Origin of the sequence: Streptomyces sp. cf386, from assembly GCF_900103585.1 — a bacterium.
In the GTDB taxonomy this organism is placed as follows: Bacteria; Actinomycetota; Actinomycetes; order Streptomycetales; family Streptomycetaceae; genus Streptomyces.
In genome coordinates, this window is the sequence record NZ_FNHV01000016.1 from 102,679 (window position 1) to 123,327 (window position 20,649).

At 71.2% G+C, this 20,649-nt stretch carries 19 protein-coding genes; 10 read left to right on the plus strand and 9 right to left on the minus strand.

Annotation, left to right across the window (positions count from 1 at the left end; translation table 11 throughout):
- Window positions 1-38 precede the first annotated feature (38 nt).
- Entirely contained in the window at window positions 39-1,292 is a 1,254-nt protein-coding gene (locus tag BLU79_RS34265) for an aromatic acid exporter family protein (RefSeq protein WP_093909875.1), read from the minus strand.
- A gap of 267 nt (window positions 1,293-1,559) precedes the next feature.
- On the opposite strand from BLU79_RS34265, the gene BLU79_RS34270 reads away from it, so the two are divergent.
- On the plus strand, window positions 1,560-2,894 hold the full coding sequence (locus BLU79_RS34270; protein ID WP_093909876.1) for an erythromycin esterase family protein: 1,335 nt from the start codon (window positions 1,560-1,562) through the stop codon (window positions 2,892-2,894).
- Window positions 2,895-2,911: 17 nt separating this feature from the next.
- Here the strand turns inward: BLU79_RS34270 and BLU79_RS34275 are convergent, their stop codons facing one another.
- A complete protein-coding gene (locus BLU79_RS34275; protein ID WP_093909877.1) occupies window positions 2,912-3,406 on the minus strand; it encodes an FBP domain-containing protein in 495 nt (164 codons plus the stop codon).
- Window positions 3,407-3,602: 196 nt separating this feature from the next.
- Window positions 3,603-4,244 (minus strand): PAS and helix-turn-helix domain-containing protein, encoded by a 642-nt coding sequence (locus tag BLU79_RS34280; protein WP_093909878.1) that lies wholly within the window; start codon window positions 4,242-4,244, stop codon window positions 3,603-3,605.
- A 141-nt stretch (window positions 4,245-4,385) separates the two neighbouring features.
- Here BLU79_RS34280 and BLU79_RS34285 point away from each other — a divergent pair, with 141 nt between their 5' ends.
- The 4 genes from BLU79_RS34285 (at window position 4,386) to BLU79_RS34300 (ending at window position 10,204) form a co-directional block, all read left to right on the plus strand.
- Entirely contained in the window at window positions 4,386-7,568 is a 3,183-nt protein-coding gene (locus tag BLU79_RS34285; RefSeq protein ID WP_093909879.1) for a bifunctional cytochrome P450/NADPH--P450 reductase, read from the plus strand.
- A gap of 24 nt (window positions 7,569-7,592) precedes the next feature.
- The gene (locus BLU79_RS34290) at window positions 7,593-8,555 is read left to right on the plus strand and encodes a phosphotransferase family protein (protein WP_093909880.1); all 963 of its coding nucleotides are present in this window, start codon (window positions 7,593-7,595) and stop codon (window positions 8,553-8,555) included.
- A 57-nt stretch (window positions 8,556-8,612) separates the two neighbouring features.
- Window positions 8,613-9,902 carry an ROK family transcriptional regulator gene (locus tag BLU79_RS34295; protein ID WP_093909881.1) on the plus strand — a complete coding sequence of 430 codons (1,290 nt, stop codon included), beginning with the start codon at window positions 8,613-8,615 and terminating at the stop codon, window positions 9,900-9,902.
- A gap of 62 nt (window positions 9,903-9,964) precedes the next feature.
- Window positions 9,965-10,204: a hypothetical protein gene (locus tag BLU79_RS34300; protein ID WP_093909882.1), complete on the plus strand. Its 240-nt coding sequence runs from the start codon at window positions 9,965-9,967 to the stop codon at window positions 10,202-10,204.
- Window positions 10,205-10,259: 55 nt separating this feature from the next.
- Here the strand turns inward: BLU79_RS34300 and BLU79_RS34305 are convergent, their stop codons facing one another.
- Window positions 10,260-11,225, minus strand: a complete 966-nt coding sequence (locus BLU79_RS34305) for an SDR family NAD(P)-dependent oxidoreductase (RefSeq protein ID WP_093909883.1) — start codon at window positions 11,223-11,225, stop codon at window positions 10,260-10,262.
- Window positions 11,226-11,293: 68 nt separating this feature from the next.
- On the minus strand, window positions 11,294-12,304 hold the full coding sequence (locus BLU79_RS34310; protein WP_093910000.1) for a PHP domain-containing protein: 1,011 nt from the start codon (window positions 12,302-12,304) through the stop codon (window positions 11,294-11,296).
- Window positions 12,305-12,403: 99 nt separating this feature from the next.
- Here BLU79_RS34310 and BLU79_RS34315 point away from each other — a divergent pair, with 99 nt between their 5' ends.
- The gene (locus tag BLU79_RS34315; protein WP_093909884.1) at window positions 12,404-12,640 is read left to right on the plus strand and encodes a hypothetical protein; all 237 of its coding nucleotides are present in this window, start codon (window positions 12,404-12,406) and stop codon (window positions 12,638-12,640) included.
- A 38-nt stretch (window positions 12,641-12,678) separates the two neighbouring features.
- Here BLU79_RS34315 and BLU79_RS34320 read toward each other — a convergent pair whose 3' ends face one another.
- Window positions 12,679-13,908, minus strand: coding sequence for a ricin-type beta-trefoil lectin domain protein (locus BLU79_RS34320; protein ID WP_093909885.1), 1,230 nt, complete (start codon window positions 13,906-13,908; stop codon window positions 12,679-12,681).
- A gap of 255 nt (window positions 13,909-14,163) precedes the next feature.
- On the opposite strand from BLU79_RS34320, the gene BLU79_RS34325 reads away from it, so the two are divergent.
- A complete protein-coding gene (locus BLU79_RS34325; protein WP_093909886.1) occupies window positions 14,164-14,940 on the plus strand; it encodes a sulfite exporter TauE/SafE family protein in 777 nt (258 codons plus the stop codon).
- A 31-nt stretch (window positions 14,941-14,971) separates the two neighbouring features.
- On the opposite strand, the gene BLU79_RS34330 is transcribed toward BLU79_RS34325, so the two are convergent.
- Both BLU79_RS34330 and BLU79_RS34335 read right to left on the minus strand, forming a co-directional pair.
- Window positions 14,972-15,667: a VanZ family protein gene (locus BLU79_RS34330; RefSeq protein ID WP_093909887.1), complete on the minus strand. Its 696-nt coding sequence runs from the start codon at window positions 15,665-15,667 to the stop codon at window positions 14,972-14,974.
- 95 nt (window positions 15,668-15,762) lie between these two features.
- The gene (locus tag BLU79_RS34335; protein WP_093909888.1) at window positions 15,763-16,425 is read right to left on the minus strand and encodes a DUF4230 domain-containing protein; all 663 of its coding nucleotides are present in this window, start codon (window positions 16,423-16,425) and stop codon (window positions 15,763-15,765) included.
- 144 nt (window positions 16,426-16,569) lie between these two features.
- Here BLU79_RS34335 and BLU79_RS34340 point away from each other — a divergent pair, with 144 nt between their 5' ends.
- From BLU79_RS34340 to tuf, 3 genes are all read left to right on the plus strand, one after another.
- Window positions 16,570-17,760 carry a cytochrome P450 gene (locus tag BLU79_RS34340; protein WP_093909889.1) on the plus strand — a complete coding sequence of 397 codons (1,191 nt, stop codon included), beginning with the start codon at window positions 16,570-16,572 and terminating at the stop codon, window positions 17,758-17,760.
- 176 nt (window positions 17,761-17,936) lie between these two features.
- Window positions 17,937-18,890: a ribose-phosphate diphosphokinase gene (locus tag BLU79_RS34345; protein WP_093909890.1), complete on the plus strand. Its 954-nt coding sequence runs from the start codon at window positions 17,937-17,939 to the stop codon at window positions 18,888-18,890.
- A gap of 80 nt (window positions 18,891-18,970) precedes the next feature.
- Window positions 18,971-20,164, plus strand: coding sequence for an elongation factor Tu (gene tuf, locus BLU79_RS34350; RefSeq protein ID WP_093909891.1), 1,194 nt, complete (start codon window positions 18,971-18,973; stop codon window positions 20,162-20,164).
- Here tuf and BLU79_RS34355 read toward each other — a convergent pair.
- Window positions 20,157-20,522 (minus strand): anti-sigma factor antagonist, encoded by a 366-nt coding sequence (locus BLU79_RS34355; protein ID WP_256333573.1) that lies wholly within the window; start codon window positions 20,520-20,522, stop codon window positions 20,157-20,159. The two genes, tuf and BLU79_RS34355, sit on opposite strands and share 8 nt — an antisense overlap.
- Window positions 20,523-20,649 lie beyond the last annotated feature (127 nt).

The window sequence follows — 20,649 nt, forward strand, 5'->3', positions numbered from 1 at the left end:
CCCTCGCATCCGCGGCGCCGGCCCCGTCCCGGCACTCCCTACCGAGAACGCCCGCCCATCCCCGTCCGGTTCCGCCAGAGCTGCTCCTGTACGCCCATGCGCTCACGCAGCCGGTTCAGGCGTGGCATCCGCACGCGCTGCTCCTCGGACACCCGGTCCAGCTCCTCCAGCAGGCGACGCGAGCGGTGCTCGGTGTCGAGCTCGTCGAGGATGCGGTTCACCTCGGTCAGGACGGCGCCGAGCAGCTGCCAGTGCCGACTCTCGCGCTCGGCCTCCTCGCGCAGCAGCAGGGCGAGCTTGTCGCGGGTGCCCGCCGCCGTGCGCAACTCCGCGCTCAGCCGGGACTCCGCCGCGTCGGCGTTGCTGCTGACATGCGTGGTGACCAGCACCGAGAAGCTGACCACCGCGTCGGCGATCTCGGACAGCAACTGCTCGACGACGGCGCCCGTCTCCTTCGCGAACAACGGCTCGGGCTCACGCTCCTTGGCGAGGTCGGTGAGGGTGCGGGCGAGCACGCGCAGGACGACCGTGCAGATCTCCAGCGTGTCCAGTCCGGTGCGCAGCACCACCCGGTGCAGCAGGCTGTCCCGTACGCGCGGATTGAGCCGCAGGCTGTCCTCGGCCTGCTTCAGCGCCGCGTCCACCTCGACGATGTCGTGGTCGAGCCGGCGCGCCTCGTGCAGCCGGGCCGCCGCCTGCTCGAACGGTTGCCGGCCGGCCGCCTCCTCGCCGATGCGCAGCATCAACTGCCGCAACCGGCGGGCCAGTCCCTCCAGTGACTCACCGGCTTCCTCCACCCACACCGGCGGTGCGAGGAGGAGATTGAAGCCGAGCCCGACCACCGCGCCGATCAGCGTCTCCAGGATCCGCGCCCAGGCCGTGTCCCCGACGGTCGTGACACCGAGGACCAGCATCGCGCTGATCGCCACCTCGGGCACATACTCGTCGACCCGCACCAGATGCCCGACCACCAGCGAGGCCACGATCAGCAGCCCCAGGCTCCACCAGGTCAGGCCGACCAGGAGGCTGAAGGCGATGGCGACCAGCACGCCGGCCACCACGGAGTTCACCCGGCGGATGCCGTTGGTGAGCGTGGCGTACAGCGTGACCTGGACGACGAGCAGCGCGGTCAGGGGTGCGGTCAGCGGCGCGGCCTCGGGGCTCAGGCGCAGCGCGATGACGTAGGCGATCGTCGCCGCGGCGGCCGACCGCAGGGTCTGGGCCACCACGGGATCCCGGCGCAGCTTCCCGAGCCGCTCCTGGAACGCCGTCCCCTCACGTACGTCTGGCATCCTCGGGCCGTTCCCTTTCCACGTTCACAGATGCTGCCGACACAGCGCTTGCGGACCGTAACGGTCCGCAAGGAACCCCAGATTGATCGCAGCGGTCGGAGTACGGCAAGGGGGCGGGGTGGTGATGGTGGACACCCGCGCGCGGCCGGGCGGTTCACCGGGTCAGGTACTGAGGACAACCCCCGCGGTCCCCCTGCGGTCGTCCGCCCCCGGAAACGGTGGACCGCCGGATGGCCGCATCCCACCTCGGAGCGCAACTCTTGGATCATGAAACGGCATAGGACTGTATTGGCCCTGACCCTGTTCATCATCCTCGCCGCCCCGACGACCAGCATCCCGGCCACGGCCGCACCGGCCGCCACCACGGTCGTCGAGGCGCTCGACCGGGCCGCCCACCCGCTGCGGTCGGTCGAACCGGGCGGTGACACCGGCGATCTGCGCTCCCTCGACCGGATGATCGGCGACGCCCGGGTCGTCGGCCTGGGCGAGGCCACCCACGGTTCGCACGACTTCTTCGCCCTCAAGGACCGTGTCTTCCGCCACCTCGTCGAGGCGAAGGGCTTTCGCACCTTCGCCCTGGAGGCGCCCTGGAGCACCGGCGCGCGTCTCAACGACTACGTGCTGTACGGCAAGGGCGATCCGCGGCGCATCATGCGCGAGGAGTTCCAGAGGGACTACCTGGGGTGGAACAACACCGACTATCTGCGGCTCGTCGAGTGGATGCGGGCGTACAACATCCGCCACCCCGCAGACCCCGTCCGCTTCATGGGCGACGACATCGCCTGGACCGGGCCCGAGCTGTACGACGCCGTGGAGGCGTACGTGGCCGGGACTCGCCCCGAGCTGAGCGCCCGCCTCGCCGAGCTCTACCGCGGACTGCGGCCGACCGTGCAGACCGGCGCGTACATCGAGCAGTACCTGCGGCTGCCGTACGCCGAACGCAAGGAGCGGGCGGAGCGCACGGGTGAGGCGCTGCGGCTGCTGGAGCGGCAGGCCCCGGGCGCCGACCGCGAGGCGTACGTCCGGTCCGTCCAGCAGGCGAGGGTGATCGACCAGACCGCACGGCAGTACGCCTTCGACGTCGAGGACCCCGCGGAGATCGCCGCGGCCATGCGCTATCGCGACGGGGCGATGGCCGCCAACGTGGTGTGGTGGCAGCGGCACACCGGGACCAAGGTGCTGCTGTCGGCGCACAACAACCACGTCGGCTATGTGCCGGAGGAGCCCGTCGAGAACCCGAAGGTGCAGGGCGCCTTCCTGCGCGAGGGCATCGGCGCGGGCTATGTGAGCGTCGGCCTGACCTTCGACCACGGCTCGTTCAACGCCACCGGCCTCGACGACGAGGATGTCCGCCGCTGGACGCTGGGCCCGGCGGACCCGGGCAGCAACGAGCGGACCCTCGACCGGGTGCGGTACCGCGACCACCTGCTCGACCTGCGGTCCGTCCGAGCGCCGGCCGCCGACTGGCTGCGGCAGGCACGGCCGACGCGCAGCATCGGCACCGCCTACCCGGACGGCCCGCACGACATCGCGCTCGCCCGCAGCTACGACATCCTGATCCATCTGCACCAGGTGGAGGCGTCGAGGCTGCGGGACCGGTGACGGACGGGCGCCCGCCCTCAGACGTACAGCTTGTCGACGAACGCAGCCAGATTGCCCGTCGTCCTGGCGATCTGCTCCTCCAGCGTCAGGCTCTCCTCGAAGCGGGCCCCGGAGTCCACGACCTTCTTGCCGCGGACATAGAGCGAACAGGCGAGGTCGGTGCACATGTACACCCCCACCGAGTTGCCCTCACGGCCCGCCGCGCCGGCCTTGCGTGCCGTCATCAGGGAAACGCCGCCGCCAGGACGGGTGGTCAGACACAGCGAGCACATGCTGCGATGCAGGAAGCCGCGCTGCGAGGACGGGAAGCGGAACGTGACGCCCACTGGGCGCCCCTCCCGCTCGGTGACCAGATAGCTGCGATCGGGCGCCCCCGGATCCCGCCAGCCGAGGAAGTCGAGGTCGTCCCAAGGGCGTTCGTCGAGATCGCGGGGCATGGGCAGGCGCTTGGCCTCCCCCTTCGAGCAGTTGATGAAAGAGGTGCGGATGTCCTGCTCGGTGAGGGGCTTCATAGGGGGTCTCCGGGGCTGCGGGGTGTTCATCGGCAAAACCTAGAGGTACTAGGTTCAGGGCTAGGGTAGGAAGCAAATTGAGGGGGAGCCAGTGATTTTCGGCCTTGTCGGGTCGCCACGGGCGCAGTCGTCGCGCTGGGCTGGTCGCGCAGTTCCCCGCGCCCCTTCAGGGCGCTGCCGAACCGCCGTGCGCGGCCTACTCCGCTTCCGGAACCGTTGGCACCGGCGGCCACACCCCAGCAGCGAGCACGCCCCTCGCATAGGCCCGAGCCACCAGTTCCGTGCGGTTCGCCGCGCCCCAGCGGGTCGAGAGGCGTCGTAGGTGGTAGTTCACGCCGTCCACCGTGAGGCCGGTTTCCCGGGCGGTCTGTGCGGTGGTGGCGCCGCCGGCGAGGAGGGCCAGGATGCGTGTCTCTGCCGGGGCGACCCGCACGGGACGCTGCTCGTGTGCCTCGCGCTCACCCAGCACCCGGAGCATCACCAGCAGCGCGGGCGTCTCCTCCACGGTGTCGCTCACCGGGTCCGCCGTCAGCTCCCCGTACCGCTCCGCACCGCCGGGCGCCTCCCAGCGCACCGACACCTGGTACCGCGAGCGGTGCCGCAGCCGCAGCGCCTCGGCGATCCGCTTGACCTGGGTCGCCTCCTGCGGCCGGAACAGTTCCAGAACGTCCCGGCCGCGCAGCCGCCCCGGAGTGGTACCGCACTCCGCCGCCATCGCGGGATTGGCCAGCAGGACCGCGCCGTACACATCACAGACCGCGACCGGCACCGACACACGGTCGAAGACCAGCAGGGCGCGGTTGCGCCAGACCACGGACTCCTCGCGACTGAAGTCCATGAGCACCTCCTGATAGCGGGCGCAAGAGCGGCGTACATCCCTGCACTACACAATCATGTAGTGCAGGGGCGCGAGCGGCCGGGGCCCGTCGAGCACGCTGGATCGCAGTACTCCCGTACCGCGAAAGGCAGTTGTCGCGCCATGCCCCCCACCGCGCCGCACCCGCAGTCCACGGACGCCCTCCCCGGCGTCCCCGTCGTCGACATCACCGCCGTCGGCCCCGGCCGCACCCCGATCCAGCAGGTCATGGAGCTGATGCGGGAGCACGGGCCGGTGCTCGTGCGGCGGCTGCACGGGCGGGACACGCTGTTCACCGCCGACCTGGACCTGGTGACCGACCTCGCCGACGAGAAGCGGTTCGCCAAGCATGTGGGGCCCGCCCTGGAGAACGTCCGGGAGTTCGCCGCCGACGGACTGTTCACGGCGTACAACGACGAGCCGAACTGGGCCAAGGCGCACGACATCCTCATGCCTGCCTTCGCGCTCGGCTCGATGCGCACCTACCACCCCGTGATGCTGAAGGTGGCGCAGCGGCTGATCGCGTCATGGGACCGTGACGCCCGCGGCGGACAGCCGGTGAACGTCCCCGACGACATGACCCGGATGACACTGGACACCATCGGGCTGGCCGGATTCGGCTACGACTTCGGTTCCTTCGAGCGCTCCGAGCCCCATCCCTTCGTCGAGTCCATGGTCCGCTGCCTGGAGTGGAGCATGGACCGGCTGGCCCGCGTCCCGGGCCAGGACTACTCGGCGGCCGACGCGGCCTTCCGGGACGACTCCGCCTACCTCGCCCAGGTCGTCGACGACGTCATCGCCTCCCGTGCCGGCACCGACCAGCGCGATGCCGAGGACCTGCTCGGGCTCATGCTCAGCGCCGAGCACTCGCAGGACGGCACCACCCTCGACACCGCCAACATCCGCAACCAGGTCATCACCTTCCTGATCGCCGGCCACGAGACGACCTCCGGCGCGATGTCCTTCGCCATGTACTACCTGGCCAAGCACCCGACCGCGCTCCAGCTCGTGCAGCGCGAGGTCGACGAGCTGTGGGGCGACCAGGCCGACCCCGAGCCGACCTACGACGAGGTCGGCAGGCTGACGTACACCCGCCAGGTCCTGGGCGAGGCGCTCCGGCTGTGGCCGACGGCCGCCGCCTTCAGTCGCCACGCCCTTGAGGACACGATGCTCGGCGGGCGCGTCCCGCTGCGCGCCGGGCAGTCCGTCACCGTGCTCGCGCCGATGCTGCACCGGCAGCCGGTCTGGGGCGACAACCCCGAGCTGTTCGACCCCACCCGCTTCACGCCCGAGGCCGAGGCGGCCCGCTCGGTGCACGCCTTCAAGCCCTTCGGAACCGGTGAACGCGCCTGCATCGGGCGGCAGTTCGCCCTGCATGAGGCGACCATGCTGCTGGCGATGCTGGTCCACCGCTACCGGCTGCACGACCACGCCGACTACCGCCTCGGCATCAAGGAGACCCTCACCCTCAAGCCCGACGGCTTCACCCTCACCCTGACCCCGCGCACACCCGCCGACCGCGTCCACACCCCGCTGCCCGGCGCCGCCCCCGCGACCACGGAAGCCGTGTCCGACACGGCCGCCCTGCCCGCCCGCGTCTGCCCCGGCACCAGCGCCCTGTTCCTGCACGGCAGCAACTACGGCACCTGCCGCGACTTCGCCGCCCAGCTCGCCGACGAGGCCGCCGCGATCGGCTGCGAGACACAGGTCGCGCCGCTCGACGCCTACGCCGGTGGCCTGCCCACCGACCGCCCGGTCGTGATCACCGCCGCCTCCTACAACGGCCGTCCCACCGACGACGCCACCGCCTTCGCCACCTGGCTGGAGGAGGAGGCGGGAGAGGCCACGGACGTCATCTACGCCGTCCTCGGCGTCGGCGACCGCAACTGGGCCGCCACCTACCAGCACGTTCCGACCCGCATCGACGACCGTCTCGCCGAACTCGGCGCCACCCGACTCGTCGACCGCGCCGCCGCCGACGCCTCCGGCGATCTGACCGGCGCGGTACGGGACTTCACGGCCCGGCTCCGCACGGCGCTGCTGGAGCGGTACGGCGACCCGGACGCGGGACCCGTCGACGGGATCGACGAGCCCACCTCGGCGTACGAGGTCCGCACCCTGACCGGAGGCCCCCTGGACGCCCTCGCCGAACGGCACGGGCTCGTCCCCATGACGGTCACCGAGGCCCGCGACCTGACCGCCCCCGGCTACCCCCGCCGCAAGCGTCTCGTCCGCGTCGCCCTGCCCGACGGCGTCACCTACCGCACCGCCGACCACCTCACCGTCCTGCCCGCCAACGCCCCGGACCTCGTCGACCGTACCGCCACCGCACTGGGCGTCGACCTCGACACCGTCCTGGACATCCGCGCCACCCGCCCGCGCCGCGACGGCCTCGCGCTGGACCGGCCCCTGACGGTACGTCAACTACTCACACACCACGTCGAGTTGCAGGAGCGCCCCAGCGCGGCCCAGCTCTCCGTCCTCGCCGCCGCCAACCCCTGCCCGCCGGAGCGCATGGCTCTCGCGAACCTGACCGACGATCCGCGCACCCTCGTCGAGGTGATCGAGGACTTCCCGGCCCTGCGCGGCGCCCTGGACTGGCCGACGCTCCTCGATCTCCTCACGCCTCTGCGTCCCCGCCACTACTCGATCTCCTCCTCGCCGTCGGCCGACCCCGGCCACGCGGACCTGATGGTCTCCCTGCTCCAGGCCCCCGCACGCTCCGGCAAGGGCACCTACCAGGGCACCGGATCCGGCTACCTCACCGCCGTCGAGCCCGGCGACACGGTGTACGCGCGCGTCCAGCCGTGCCGGGAGGTCTTCCGGATCGACGGCTCGACCCCGGTCGTCATGGTCGCGGCGGGCACGGGCCTGGCCCCCTTCCGCGGCGCGATCGCCGACCGCACGGCCGCCCTCGCGACCGGTGCCGACCTCGCCCCGACCCTCTGCTACTTCGGCTGCGACGCCCCGGACGCCGACTTCCTGCACGCCGAGGAACTGCTCTTGGCCGAGACCGCCGGTGCCGTCTCGCTCCGCCCCGCCTTCAGCGCCGCCCCGCAGGACGGCGTGAGCTTCGTGCAGCACCGCATCGCCGCCGAGGCCGACGAGGTCTGGGAGCTGCTCGGCGCGGGTGCCCGGGTCTACGTCTGCGGCGACGGTTCCCGGATGGCGCCGGGCGTGCGGGAGGCGTTCCGTACGCTGTACCGGGAGCGCACACCGGGCGCCGACGACGGGGCGGCCGGGCGGTGGCTCGACGGGCTGATCGCGGACGGCCGCTACGTCGAGGACGTGTACGCGGCCGGCTGACCGACGGGGAGGGGTGGGCGCACGGTGGTGGACTCCTGGGAACGGGCCCGACAGGTCCTGGGGGCGGCGGGTCTGCCGCCGGGACACCTCGCCCACCTGCGCCCGCTGTCGGGCGGCACCTACAACACGGTCGAGGAACTGCTTCTCTGCGATGGCCGCCGGTTCGTGCTCAAGGTGCCGCCCGCGCCGACCGTCCCGGGTCTGACGTACGAGAGCGAACTCCTCGTGTCCGAGGCGGAGTTCTACGGCGCGGCTGCCAAGGCGGACGTCGCGGCCCCGCGTGTCGTGGCCCTGGGCAGCCACCTGCTGATGACCGCCTGCCCGGGCGACCCCTGGAACGGCGCACTCACCGACACCGAGCGCAGCACCCTGCGTACGGAGCTGGGCGGCCAGGTCGCCCGACTGCACACCATGACCGGGCCGGGCTTCGGCTACCCGTCCGGCGCCCTCGGCCCGCTCGCCTCCGACTGGCGCACGGCGTTCACCGGGATGCTCGACGCGATCCTCGACGACGCCCGCCGTTACGGCGCCCGGCTGCTGCGTCCCGTGGACGATGTAGCCCGTGCGCTCCACGCCGGCTACGAGGCGCTGGACGAGGTCACCGTCCCGAGCCTGGTCCACTTCGACCTGTGGCAGGGCAACATCCTGGTGGACCGTGCGGCGGGGGAGGCCCGGATCGGCGGCCTCATCGACGGTGAGCGCATGTTCTGGGGCGACCCGCTGGCCGACTTCGTCTCCCTGGCGCTGCTCGGCGACATCAAGACGGACGAGGCGTTCCTGGCGGGATACCGGGAGGCCGGAGGGCGTGCCGTCTTCGACGTACCGGCCCGCCTGCGCCTGGCTCTGTACCGCGGCTACCTCTACCTGATCATGCTCACGGAGACGGTCCCGCGGGCGGCCGACGCCGCACAGAACCGCTGGGTCCAGGAGACGGTCGCCCCGGAACTGGTGGCGGCGCTGGCCGAGATCGAGGACCTCACGACGTAGGTCACAATGGGGGCGGGTTCGAACGGGGTGGAACAGGGCTGGTCCGAAGGGAAGCGCATGGCGGGGCGGAACGGGCGCACGGTACGGGACCTCAGGCGGGGCAACCGTACGGCCGTACTGCAGCGCCTCTATTTCGACGGCCCCCTCAGCCGCTTCGAACTCGGCCCGGCGACCGGGCTCAGCTCCGGGTCCGTCAGTAACGTCGTCGCCGAGCTGATCTCCGACGGCCTGGTCGAGGAAGCCGGCAGCGTCGACTCCGACGGCGGCCGACCGCGCATCCTGCTGCGCGTGGCTCCCGGCAGCGGCCACATGATCGGCGTCGACGTCGGCGAGACCCGGGTGCGGATCGGGCTCTTCGACCTGACCCTCACCGAACTCGCCCGCGCCGAACGGCCCTTGGCGCAGGCCCGGTACGAGGTGGACGGCATCGTCGGCCATGTGCGCGACGGCATCGCCGAGGTGCTCGCGGGCGCCGGAATCGGGCCCGAGCGGCTCCTGGGCGTCGGCATCGGTGTCCCCGGCATCGTCGAACACACGCCGCGCACCGGTGCCGTGGTGCACGGGCAGACGATCGGCTGGGACGCGGTGCCGCTGGAGAAGCTGCTGCGGGACGGGTCCCAACTCCCGGACGACGTCCCCTACTTCATCGACAACGGCGCCAGAACCCTCGGCCAGGCCGAGATGTGGTTCGGCGGCGGACGCGGCGCCCGCAGCGCGATCGTCGTGCTCTTCGGCTCCGGCGTCGGCGCCTGTCTGGTCGCCCCCGAGGTGGAGCACGGGCGGGCGGTCGAGTGGGGGCATCTGACGGTACGGGTCAGGGGGCGCCGCTGCCGATGCGGTGCGCTCGGCTGCCTGGAGGCCTACGCGGGCGCCGAGTCGCTGCTGGACCGCTGGCGCGAGGAAGGCGGAAGCGTGCCGGAGGGCGCCGACGAGGAGACCGCGCTGGCGGCGATGCTGGCCGGCGCGTATCCGCCCGAGGGCGAAGCGGCCGACCCGAGGGCGCTCGCCGTGCTGGAGGAGACGGCCGAGTACGTGGGCGCCGGCCTGTCCGACCTGATCAACCTCTTCATGCCCGAGCGCATCCTGATCGGCGGCTGGGCGGGTCTCCAGCTGGGCGCCCGGTTCCTGCCCGCCGTACGCCGCCACGCGGCCGCGTACGCCCTGCGGCGTCCGGCCCAGAAGGTCACCGTCGACCTGGGCAGGCTCGGCCCGGACGCGGTCACCGTCGGTGCCGCGATCCTGCCGCTCGCCGACTTCTTCGCACGCGGCGGCCGACGCGCCGAGTCCGTGCCCGACGGGGAGTCGTCCGCTCGGGGCGCGTCCCTCGCCGAGCGGGTGGCGCCCTGACGTTTCGCCGGTGAGGCAGGCGGTACTCGCGGGGCGTTCGGACGACGCCAGGGAGATGCACGATGGCTGACCACGATCGCGAGGCGCCCGACCGGACCGGCGAGCCCGTACCGCGGGACCTGCCGGACCAGCAGGCGGACACGGGGGAGGACCCGTGGGAGGTGCCCGTCGAGCCCGCCGACGACGCCACCGAGGCGGACGACGTCCCCGACACCGACGAGGCGGGCACGGGCCGACAGGGGGTGCCGCGGTCGGACACGGTCCCTTCGGAACATCCGGTGCCTCAGGAGCCGTCCGGTTGAGAGCCGGGACAGGAACGGCCCCTGGTCGCCCACCGCACCACCGCTCCACAGGTTCTCAGGGCGTGGGGAACGCGTTCACGCCCGTCAGCTCCGCCGACAGCTCCCACAGACGTGCCGCCTGCTCCGGGTCGACGGCCCAGTCCTTCACCCCGCGCATCGCACCGTCGGCCGGAGCGGGCTCGGCCACCTCGCAGTCCTCCAGGTACACACCGCCCAGACCGGCCAGCTGGGGCGAGGTCGCCGCCCAGACCTGTGTCGCCGCGCCCTGCTGCGGGTTCTTGAAGCCCTCGGGGTTCAGCGGGGTGCCGTTCTCGTCGATCCAGCCGCGCTCCACCATCTCCTCCTTCGCCATGTGCCGCTGGAGCGGGGTGAGGATGGCGCCGGGGTGCAGGGCGAAGGCGCGGACGCCGACGTCCTGGGCGAGCCGGTCCAGGTGAACGGCGAACAGCACGTTCGCGGTCTTGGCCTGTCCGTACGCCGCCCACTTGTCGTAGCCGTGCCGCCAGTGGACGTCGTCCCAGCGCACGCCGGTCAGATGGTGTCCGCCGGAGGACACGGCGACGACTCGCGCGCCGCCGGGCACGAGCGCCGGCCACAGCCGGTTGACCAGGGCGAAGTGCCCGAGGTGGTTGATCGCGAACTGGGACTCCCAGCCGGGCCCGACCCGCGTCTCGGGGCATGCCATGACACCGGCGCCGTTGATCACGAAGTCGACGGTGCGTCCGGAGGCGAGGAACCGCTCGGCGAAGGCGCGGACGCTCTCCAGGTCGCCGAGGTCCAGCTCGTCCACCTCGACGCCCGGCGTGCCCTCCAGCGCCTTCCGCGCATCGTCCGGGCGACGCGCGGGGACGACGACGCGGGCGCCGGCCCGGGTGAGGGCCCGGCCGGTCTCCAGGCCGATGCCGGAGTAGCCGCCGGTGACGATCGCGAGCTTCCCCGTGAGGTCGATGCCGTGCAGGACGTCGTCGGCCGTGCTCGTCGCGTCGAAACCGGAACCGATCTTGTGCTGTGCAGTGGTCATGAACGAAACGCTACGAATTGGAGCGCTCTCGAAGTCAAGCGGCGTCGGGCGGCATCAAGCGGGTCAGTTCACTTCTCGCGAGTCCAGGCCAGCAGCTCCTCCGCGCCCCACGTGGTGATCACCCGCTCGGCGGGCACCCCGCACTCCTCCGCCCGCGCACAGCCGTACCGCTGCCAGTCGAGCTGCCCGGGCGCGTGCGCGTCGGTATCGACGGAGAACAGCACGTCCGCCGCCAGTGCCCGGCGCAGCAGCCGTCGGGGCGGGTCAAGGCGCTCGGGCCGGCTGTTGATCTCCACCGCCGTACCGGACTCGGCGCACGCGGCGAACACCTCGTCCGCGTCGAACTCGGACTCGGGCCGGCCCCGCCCGGTGACCAGGCGCCCGGTGCAGTGGCCGAGGATGTCCGCGTGCGGGTTGCGTACGGCCGTGACCATCCGGCGCGTCATCGCGCCCGCGTCCATCCGCAGTTTGGAGTGCACGGACACCACCACGACGTCGAGCCGCTCCAGCAGCTCGGGCTCCTGGTCGAGCGAGCCGTCGTCGAGGATGTCGCACTCGATGCCGGTGAGCAGCCGGAACGGCGCCCAGGTCGCGTTCAGCTCCGCCACCACGTCCAGCTGCTCGCGCAGCCGGTCAGCGGACAGCCCGCGGGCCACGGTCAGCCGTGGCGAGTGGTCGGTCAGCGCCGCCCACTCGTGGCCCAGCTCGGCCGCCGTCCGGCCCATGTCCTCGATCGGGCTGCCGCCGTCCGACCAGTCGGAGTGCAGATGGCAGTCCCCGCGCAGCAGCTCCCACAACGCGTGGCCACCCTCGGGCGGTGCGGCCGCGGGCGCGCCCTCCAGGTCCGTCAGATAGCCGGGCACCTGACCCGCCAGCGCCTCGCGCACCACCTGTGCCGTCTTCGGGCCGACACCCCGCAGCGTCTCCAGCGTCCCGGCCTCCGCCCGCGCCCGGACCTCGTCCTGGGGCAGAGCGGCCAGCACCCGGGCGGCCGTACGGAAGGCACGTACGCGATACGTCGGCGCCAGGGACCGCTCCAGCAGGAAGGCGATCCGGGTCAGCGCGTCGACGGGATCCATCGCCACCTCCTCCTCCAGGGTTCCCCGGCGCTGCCGCTCCCGCATGTGCGGAAGACCTGTGAGGATTCGTTGACGCGGGTTGCGTTCTACGCTCTATGCATGACCGAAAGCGCGAGCCCGCACATGTCACACCCGCGGATCCTGGTGCTCGGGGTTCAGCCGGGCACGGATCCGTTCCGCATCATGGAGATCGACGGTGTGGTCGTCGGTATGGCGAGGGCCATCACCGACGTCCTGGAGACCGCCGCCGCCTTCGGCATCACGGTTCACGACCTGGACGACCCGGACGTGGTCCGCTGGGTGGGCGGCGACAAGTTCACCTGGCACCACCACTAGACGGTCGGGTCGGGTCGGCCGACCGGCGGCCGGCCGGGTCAGCCGACCGTCCATTTCTGGTTGGCCGCGCCCGTGCAGGTCCAGAGCTGCAGCCGGGTGCCGTTGGCCGCGTTGTTGCCGGTCACGTCCAGGCACTTGTCGGCCTGCGGGTTGACGATGTCGCGCGCCGCGGTGACGGTCCATCTCTGGTTCGGGCCGCCGGAGCAGTCCCACAGCTGGACGGTCGTGCCGTCGGTGGTGCCGTTGCCGGTGGCGTCCAGGCACTTGCCGAGCGCGCGCAGGGTGCCGTCCGAGCCCACGGTCCACTGCTGGGCGGCGGTGCCGTTGCAGTCGTAGAGCTGTACGGGCGTGCCGTTGGCGGAGCTCGCCCCGGCCACGTCCACGCACTTCCCGGCCAGCCCCCTGACCGCGGCGCCGGCGGGCGAGTCGCCGGTCGTCACCGAGACGTGGTCCACCACCAGTTGCTGCGGGAAGACCGTCGAGCCGTCCGGGTCGCCCGGCCAGTAGCCGCCGACCGCCAGGTTGAGGATCAGGAAGAACGGCTTGTTGAACACCCAGGTCCGGCCGCCCAGGTCGGCGGGCGTGCGCCGCTGGTAGACGTTCCCGTCGACGGACCAGGTGATGGAGTCGGGCGCCCAGTCGACGGCGAAGGTGTGGAAGGCGTCCGCGAAGGCCTGCCCGCCCGGGAGGGAGTAGGCGGCGCCTATACCGCCGGACCCGGAGTAGCCGGGGCCGTGCAGGGTGCCGTGCACGGTCGAGGGCTCGAAGCCGACGTTCTCCATGATGTCGATCTCCCCCGAGTCCGGCCAGTTGACCGGGGTGCCGAGCATCCAGAACGCGGGCCACATGCCCTGCCCGCGCGGCACCTTCATCCGCGCCTCGACGTGCCCGTACTGGGCGGTGAACTTGCCGGAGGTGTTCAGCCGGGCCGAGGTGTACTGGCAGGTGCCGTACCAGCACTGGTAGTTGGCCGGGTTCTCGCGCCGGGCCGTGATCACCAGGTGCCCCTGGCCGTCCAGCGCCGCGTTCTTGTTGCCGGAGGTGTAGTACTGCCGCTCGTGGTTGTTGACGTTGTCGCCGGTCTCGATCTGCCACTTCGACGAGTCGACGGCGGCACCGGCGGGCCCGTCGAAGCCGTCTGAGAACGTGACCGCGGCGGCGGTGACGTCCGGCGGATCCGCCTGCGCGGGGCCGATCGCGGCGGACGCGACCAGGACGGCCGACAGAGCGGCCAGCAGACATGTGCGGAGCAGGCGTGGGGAGGCCATCGTGCTCCCTTCCGTACGGCGCCCCGGCGAACGGGTGCGCCGACCGTGGTGGGGGGTGAAGGTGTCGCCACTTGATTTAAGGAGTGAGATAAGTGGGCGTCAAGACTTTGGTACGGACCAGTAGTTGAGGGACTCGGGGGAGCGGCCCGGGGGATCTGCCGGGGGGGCAGGTCCTTCCGTGTGGGTGCCCAGGATCGTCGTCCGCCCGGCATGCTTCGTCAGCCGCCGAAGTGTGCGGTTTCTAGGCTGCCTTCCATGAACGCCGCACACATCGGTGAGTTGCTCGCCGTCCTGGGCGCGGGCATCGCCGCCGGCGCCGTCAACGCCGTCGTCGGCTCGGGGACGCTGATCACGTTCCCTGTCCTGCTCGCGACCGGCCTGCCGCCCGTCACCGCCACGGTCTCCAACGCGCTCGGCCTGATCCCCGGCTCGATCAGCGGCGCCATCGGGTATCGCCGGGAACTGAGCGGTCAGCGCCGGCGCATCCTGAAGTGGGGCGCCGGCGCCCTGCTGGGCGGACTCACCGGTGCCGCACTGCTGCTCACGCTGCCCGCCTCGGCGTTCGAACGGATCGTGCCGGCCCTGGTGGGGCTCGCCCTGGTACTGGTCGTCCTCCAGCCGCTGATCAGCAGGAGGCTGCGAGGTCGCCGCGCGCGACAGGGCAGAACCGCCCGCCCCGACGGCGGCCCCCTGTTGCTCGTCGGACTGACCCTGGCCAGCGTCTACGGCGGCTACTTCTCGGCCGCCCAGGGCATCATCTACGTCGCCCTGATGGGCATGCTCCTCGACGACGATCTGCAACGCCTCACGGCCGTCAAGAACGTGCTCGTCGCCGTGGTCAACTCCGTCGCCGCGCTGCTCTTCCTCGTCGTCGCGGACTTCGACTGGACGGCCGTCGGCCTTCTCGCGGTCGGGTCCGCGATCGGCGGCCACGTCGGAGCGACGACGGGCCGCCGGCTGCCCCCCGTTGTGTTGCGGGCCCTCATCGTGGTGGTCGGAACGGTGGCCATCGTGCAGTTGGTTGTGCGCTAGGGGCCAGGAGTCAGGGGTTGGACTTGGGGCGTCAGGATCGGCGCTCCTTCGCGTGCACCACGCGGCTCAGTCGCCGCCCCAGCAGCAGGTAGCCGATCAGGGCTCCACTGGTGTTGAGGATGACGTCGTCGATGTCGAAGGCGCGCCCCGTCACCAGCGCACCCTGCGCGAACTCGACCAGAAGCATCACGGTCGCCGTCAGCAGCAGCACACGCAGGACGCCGCGCGTCCGTGGCGCCACGACGGGGACCAGGATGCCGAACGGAACCCCGAGCAGCAGATTCCCGCCGATCTGCCGGACGGCGTCCCGCAGCTCGGGCTGGTCCAGATAGGCCCGCAGGGAGCGGCCCGGATGCAGGTTGGTGTGGGTCAGGGCCTCCGACGCGGGCGAGGGCTGCAGGGTGAGCTTCGCCAGTACGACGGCGAAGGCGACCATGAGCGTGAAGGCGCACAGCATCGCCAGAAGGCGGGCCAGGAAGCGCAGGGGGTGTCGGTCGGGTCGCGGGGTGGGCTGGGCCTTGGTGCCGGCGGGTGGCTTGGCGCCGCGCCCGGACTTGGCGCGGCGCCCGGGCTTCTTGGTGCCCGCCGTGCCGACCTTGGGCTTTGCGCCCCCTGCCGATTTGGCGGCGCCTGCGGGATGGGCGTTGCCCGCCGTTTTGGCGGCGCCTGTGCTCTTGGAAGTGCCGGGGCTTATCGCGGCACGCGAACGTGAGGTTCCACGGGCCATGCGGTCCTCCAGTCTTCAACTTCCTTTCGTTCTAAGGGGATTACCCCGGTTCCGCGTCGGGATGCCCGCTGTGCCGCGCCCGGTTGTGGCAGGGTTCAGGCCCCGTACGTCACCTTCACCTCCTTGAAACCGAGGGAGTGCAGCAGTCCTTCGAGCATGTCGGTGGTGTTGGACTCGGCGCGGGACGTCAGCCCGCTCTGCTCGGCCGCGTCGCCGATGTGTTTGACCGCCAGCTTCTGTACGGCCTGTTCACTGTTCGGGTTGTCCGAGAACAGATCGCCGAGGCGGTCGAGGAGGCCGCGTTCCTTGGAGACGGCGTAGGAGCGGTCGGGGTCCAGGGCCGGCTTGCCGAGAGCGGCGTGCGGGAGGCTGAGTGTGGCGGACGTACGGTCGTCGTTGACCGTCACGTCGTCCTCGCCGACCTTTCCGAGGTCGACATAGGCGTCCACGGTGCCCGCGCCGACGTACAGCGTGCGGGTGCCGCGGATCGCGTCGGGCAGGAACTTGGCGTCCTTCTCCAGATCCACGACGATCTGGAAGTTGCCGGTGGCGGCGTCGTAGCGGCTCATATCCTGGATGGACTGCAGCAGCGCGGGACCCGAGCGGTCGTTGGTCTCGGTGCCGAACAGGTCCTTGAGGCCGGGGATCACGCTCAGCCGGATCCCGGCGAAGAAGACGACGAGCACCAGGACGAGGGCGCTCACCACCTTCGCCCAGCCGGGCATGCGCGTGTTGATGCGCTTGATGGGGGTCGTCATGTCGACGTTCCTCCTTCCCTGTTCAACCAAGTACCCCCAAATCCCGTACCGGACCTGTCCGTTGGCCGATTGCCGACCCTGACTGGAGCAGGGACGGCGCACTGGCGTGGGAAAGTGTCCGCACCGGCGCGTCTGGAGACCCGGATGAGCGCAGAGAGCACCTCCCGGCCGCTTCGCCCCATGCACCGCATCAGCCTCCCCGAGCCCGGACCGCCCCGGCTCGCCACCCTCGCCACCGGCACCCCGGTGTGGCTCGTGACCCGGTACGCCGAGGCGCGGCAGGTGCTCATGGACCCCCGGTTCGACCGGGGCTCGCTGCGCGCCCCCGACGCCCCGCCCCTGCTCCTCGTACCGAATCTGCTGGACGCCCCCGACGGACTCCTCAACCAGGACGGCACCGCCCATCAGCAGCTGCGCGGCACGGTGCAGCGGGCGTTCACGCCCCGGGCCATCGCCCGCTGGCGGCCCTGGGTGGCCCCGGTGGTCGAAGCGCTCCTCGACGACCTCGCCGCACGGGACCGGCCCGCCGACATCGTGGAGGCGTTCACGCGTCCGCTGCCCGTCTCGGTGATCTGCCGGCTGATGGGGCTGGAACACGTGGACCGTGAGCGCATCCGGCACTGGGCCGACCACGCCCTGTCCGGCGGCGCCCATACGGCGGAGGAAGTCGGCCTGGCCATGCGGGAGTTCGGGGAGTTCGCCGGTGAGCTCGTGGCCGAGCGGAGGGCGTCACCCGGCGACGACCTGGTGAGCGGGCTGGTCGCGGCGGGGGACGGCCTCAAGATCGACGAGCGCCGGCTGGTCACCCTGGTCTGCGGACTGGTCGTCGCCGGGCATGAGACCACCATGACGGCGCTCGGCAACGCCGTCGTCTACCTCCTCACCGACGGGCACGCCGCCTGGAAGGGGCTCGCCGAGGACGGGGAGGCGGCGGCCACCGCGGCCGAGCAACTGCTGCGGACCGTTCCGCTCAGCGAGGGCCGCGTCCTGCCGGGGCTGATCCGCCGCGCCGTCGAGGACACCGAGGTCGGTGGCGTCCTCATCCCGGCGGGCAGTGTGGTCGCCGTGCAGACCAACTCCGCGGGCCGCGACCCGGAGGTCTTCCCGCCCGGCGAGCCCGACCTCTTCGCGCCCCTGACCTCGCCCAGCATCGCCTTCGGCGCCGGGCCCCACCACTGCCTGGGCGCCTGGCTCGCCCGCCTGGAGCTCGAACTCGCCCTGCACCGCCTGGCCGCCCGCTTCCCGAACCTGCGCGCCGAGTTCACCCCCGGGACCATCGAGTGGCGGGAGGGGCAGATGACGCGGAGCCCGCTCCGGTTGCCCGTGTCCTGGTGAGGCCGTCACGACCGCGGCCATCACGACTGAGCCCATCACGACTGAGGCTGTCACGACTCAGGCCGTCACGACTGAGGCCATCGCCACACGCCCTCGCCCTCGTGTGAGCCGCAACGTTTCTGCAGATCTCAGTAGCATGAGTCCGCCACCCGGAATGATCATGCTAGGAGCGGATCGTGCGAGAGATTGCCGTGTTCAGCGGTAGTGCCCACCCGGAGCTAGCCGCGGAGGTCTGCGCTCACCTCGGGGTGCCGTTGAGCCCCAGCCGGGTCAGCCGGTTCGCCAACGACTGCCTGGAGGTGCAGCTCCAGGCCAACTGCCGCGAACGGGACGTCTTCCTGATCCAGCCGCTGGTCCGCCCGGTCCAGGAACACCTCGTCGAGCTGCTGCTGATGTGCGACGCCGCGCGCGGGGCGTCCGCGCGCCGTATCACCGTCGTCATGCCGCACTACTCGTACGCCCGCTCCGACAAGAAGGACGCGCCCCGCATCTCCCTCGGGGGTCGGCTCGTCGCCGACCTGATGGTGGCGGCCGGCGCCGGCCGCGTCCTCGCGATGACGCTGCACTCGCCCCAGGTGCACGGCTTCTTCACGGTGCCGGTCGACCACCTGCACGCGCTGCGCGAACTCGCCGCGCATTTCCGGCAGTACGACCTCTCGCGTACGACCGTCGTCTCGCCGGACCTCGGCAACGCCAAGGAGGCCGCCGCGTTCGCCCGGTTGATCGGCGCCCAGGTGGCCGCAGGCGCCAAGCAGCGGTTCGCGGACGACCGGGTCAGCATCAACACCGTCATCGGCGAGGTGACCGGGCGGGACGTCATCATCCTGGACGACGAGATCGCCAAGGGGAGTACCGTTCTCGAACTCCTTGACCGGCTGCGGGAGTTGGGGCCGCGGTCGATCCGGGTCGCCTGTACGCACGGTCTGTTCGCGTCCGGTGCGCTGAAGCGGATCGGTGAGCAGCCCGACGTACTGGAGATCGTGTGCACCAACACCGTGCCGGTCCCGGCGGAGGAGCGCACCGAGAAGCTGCGGATCCTGTCCATCGCCCCGGCGCTCGCCGAGGCCGTGCGCCGCATTCACAACGGGGAGTCCGTGAGCGCCCTGTTCGACGCGCCGGGAACCGAATAGACAGGAGGGAGCGGAGCAAGGCTCGGCATCACCCGGATGCCCGGTGCTCGGCATCACCCGGATGCTCAGGAGGGCTCGCCATGGCGAAGGCGAAGTTCGAACGGACCAAGCCGCATGTGAACATCGGGACCATCGGCCACATCGACCACGGGAAGACCACGCTCACGGCGGCCATCACGAAGGTGCTGCACGACAGGTATCCCGACCTGAACCCGTTCACACCGTTCGACCAGATCGACAAGGCGCCCGAGGAGCGGCAGCGCGGCATCACGATCTCGATCGCCCATGTCGAGTACCAGACGGAGCGCCGGCACTACGCGCACGTGGACTGCCCCGGGCACGCGGACTACATCAAGAACATGATCACCGGTGCGGCCCAGATGGACGGCGCGATCCTGGTCGTCGCGGCGACCGACGGCCCGATGCCGCAGACCAAGGAGCATGTGCTGCTCGCCCGGCAGGTGGGAGTGCCGTACATCGTCGTGGCGCTCAACAAGACCGACATGGTCGACGACGAGGAGATCCTGGAGCTCGTCGAGCTGGAGGTGCGCGAGCTGCTCACGGAGTACGAGTTCCCCGGCGACGACGTCCCGGTGGTCAAGGTCTCCGCGCTGAGGGCCCTGGAGGGGGACCCGGAGTGGGCCCAGTCGGTGCTCGACCTCCTGGAGGCCGTCGATACGGCCGTCCCGGAGCCGGAGCGTGATGTGGACAAGCCGTTCCTGATGCCCATCGAGGACGTGTTCACGATCACCGGGCGCGGCACGGTCGTCACCGGCCGGATCGAGCGCGGCAAGCTCCTCGTGCACAGCGAGGTCGAGATCATCGGCATCCACGACCAGAAGACGAAGACCACCGTCACCGGTATCGAGATGTTCCGCAAGCTGCTCGACGAGGGCCGGGCCGGGGAGAACGTGGGGCTGCTGCTGCGGGGCGTGAAGCGCGAGGACGTCGAGCGCGGGCAGGTCGTCATCAAGCCTGGATCGGTCACCCCGCACACGGAGTTCGAGGCGCAGGCGTACATCCTGTCGAAGGACGAGGGCGGCCGGCACACGCCCTTCTTCCAGAACTACCGTCCCCAGTTCTACTTCCGCACGACGGATGTGACCGGCGTGGTCACCCTGCCGAAGGGCACCGAGATGGTCATGCCGGGCGACAACACCGGCATGCACGTCCAGCTGATCCAGCCCATCGCCATGGAAGAGGGGCTGAAGTTCGCCATCCGCGAGGGCGGCCGGACGGTGGGGGCCGGTCAGGTCACCCGGATCCTCAAGTAGCCGGCTGGCCGAGGGCGGCGTCCAGCGTCGGATGAGGTGGCAGCAGCCGGGACAGGCCCGTGATTCTCAGGACGCGCAGGGTCAGCGGGTGGGTGCAGACCAGGTGTAACTGCCCGCCGTGGTCGAGCACCCGGCTGCGGGCCCGGTAGAGCAGCCGCAGTCCGGAGCAGTCGAAGAACTCGACGCTCCTGAGGTCGATCACGATGCGGGCGTCGGGGTGTGCCGTCACCCGGTCCAGGTACGGGGCTATCTCCACCGCCGCCGAGATGTCGATCTCGCCGCGGAACTCCAGCACCGTGTGCCCCTGGTGCCGGTGGACGCGCAGATGCCGACTGAACGGCGCAGGTTCCTGCTGCACGACGACATCGCCTCCAACCTGCTCACTTGCGGCGGGCTGCTCAAATCCAGTCCCCGCACTGCAAGTTACCCTCGATTGAGCGAATCTGAGCATGTTCGATTGACATATGTCTTCGAATTGCGACAGT

What these genes read in the sequence shown, in the direction of transcription:
- BLU79_RS34300 (WP_093909882.1), top strand. Translation starts at nt 9,965, where the DNA reads ATGGCTGACCACGATCGCGAGGCGCCCGACCGGACCGGCGAGCCCGTA.
- BLU79_RS34265 (WP_093909875.1), bottom strand. Translation starts at nt 1,292, where the DNA reads ATGCCAGACGTACGTGAGGGGACGGCGTTCCAGGAGCGGCTCGGGAAG.
- BLU79_RS34285 (WP_093909879.1), top strand. Translation starts at nt 4,386, where the DNA reads ATGCCCCCCACCGCGCCGCACCCGCAGTCCACGGACGCCCTCCCCGGC.
- BLU79_RS34315 (WP_093909884.1), top strand. Translation starts at nt 12,404, where the DNA reads ATGACCGAAAGCGCGAGCCCGCACATGTCACACCCGCGGATCCTGGTG.
- BLU79_RS34280 (WP_093909878.1), bottom strand. Translation starts at nt 4,244, where the DNA reads ATGGACTTCAGTCGCGAGGAGTCCGTGGTCTGGCGCAACCGCGCCCTG.
- tuf (WP_093909891.1), top strand. Translation starts at nt 18,971, where the DNA reads ATGGCGAAGGCGAAGTTCGAACGGACCAAGCCGCATGTGAACATCGGG.
- BLU79_RS34320 (WP_093909885.1), bottom strand. Translation starts at nt 13,908, where the DNA reads ATGGCCTCCCCACGCCTGCTCCGCACATGTCTGCTGGCCGCTCTGTCG.
- BLU79_RS34325 (WP_093909886.1), top strand. Translation starts at nt 14,164, where the DNA reads ATGAACGCCGCACACATCGGTGAGTTGCTCGCCGTCCTGGGCGCGGGC.
- BLU79_RS34330 (WP_093909887.1), bottom strand. Translation starts at nt 15,667, where the DNA reads ATGGCCCGTGGAACCTCACGTTCGCGTGCCGCGATAAGCCCCGGCACT.
- BLU79_RS34295 (WP_093909881.1), top strand. Translation starts at nt 8,613, where the DNA reads ATGGCGGGGCGGAACGGGCGCACGGTACGGGACCTCAGGCGGGGCAAC.
- BLU79_RS34270 (WP_093909876.1), top strand. Translation starts at nt 1,560, where the DNA reads ATGAAACGGCATAGGACTGTATTGGCCCTGACCCTGTTCATCATCCTC.
- BLU79_RS34310 (WP_093910000.1), bottom strand. Translation starts at nt 12,304, where the DNA reads ATGGATCCCGTCGACGCGCTGACCCGGATCGCCTTCCTGCTGGAGCGG.
- BLU79_RS34340 (WP_093909889.1), top strand. Translation starts at nt 16,570, where the DNA reads ATGAGCGCAGAGAGCACCTCCCGGCCGCTTCGCCCCATGCACCGCATC.
- BLU79_RS34275 (WP_093909877.1), bottom strand. Translation starts at nt 3,406, where the DNA reads ATGAAGCCCCTCACCGAGCAGGACATCCGCACCTCTTTCATCAACTGC.
- BLU79_RS34305 (WP_093909883.1), bottom strand. Translation starts at nt 11,225, where the DNA reads ATGACCACTGCACAGCACAAGATCGGTTCCGGTTTCGACGCGACGAGC.
- BLU79_RS34335 (WP_093909888.1), bottom strand. Translation starts at nt 16,425, where the DNA reads ATGACGACCCCCATCAAGCGCATCAACACGCGCATGCCCGGCTGGGCG.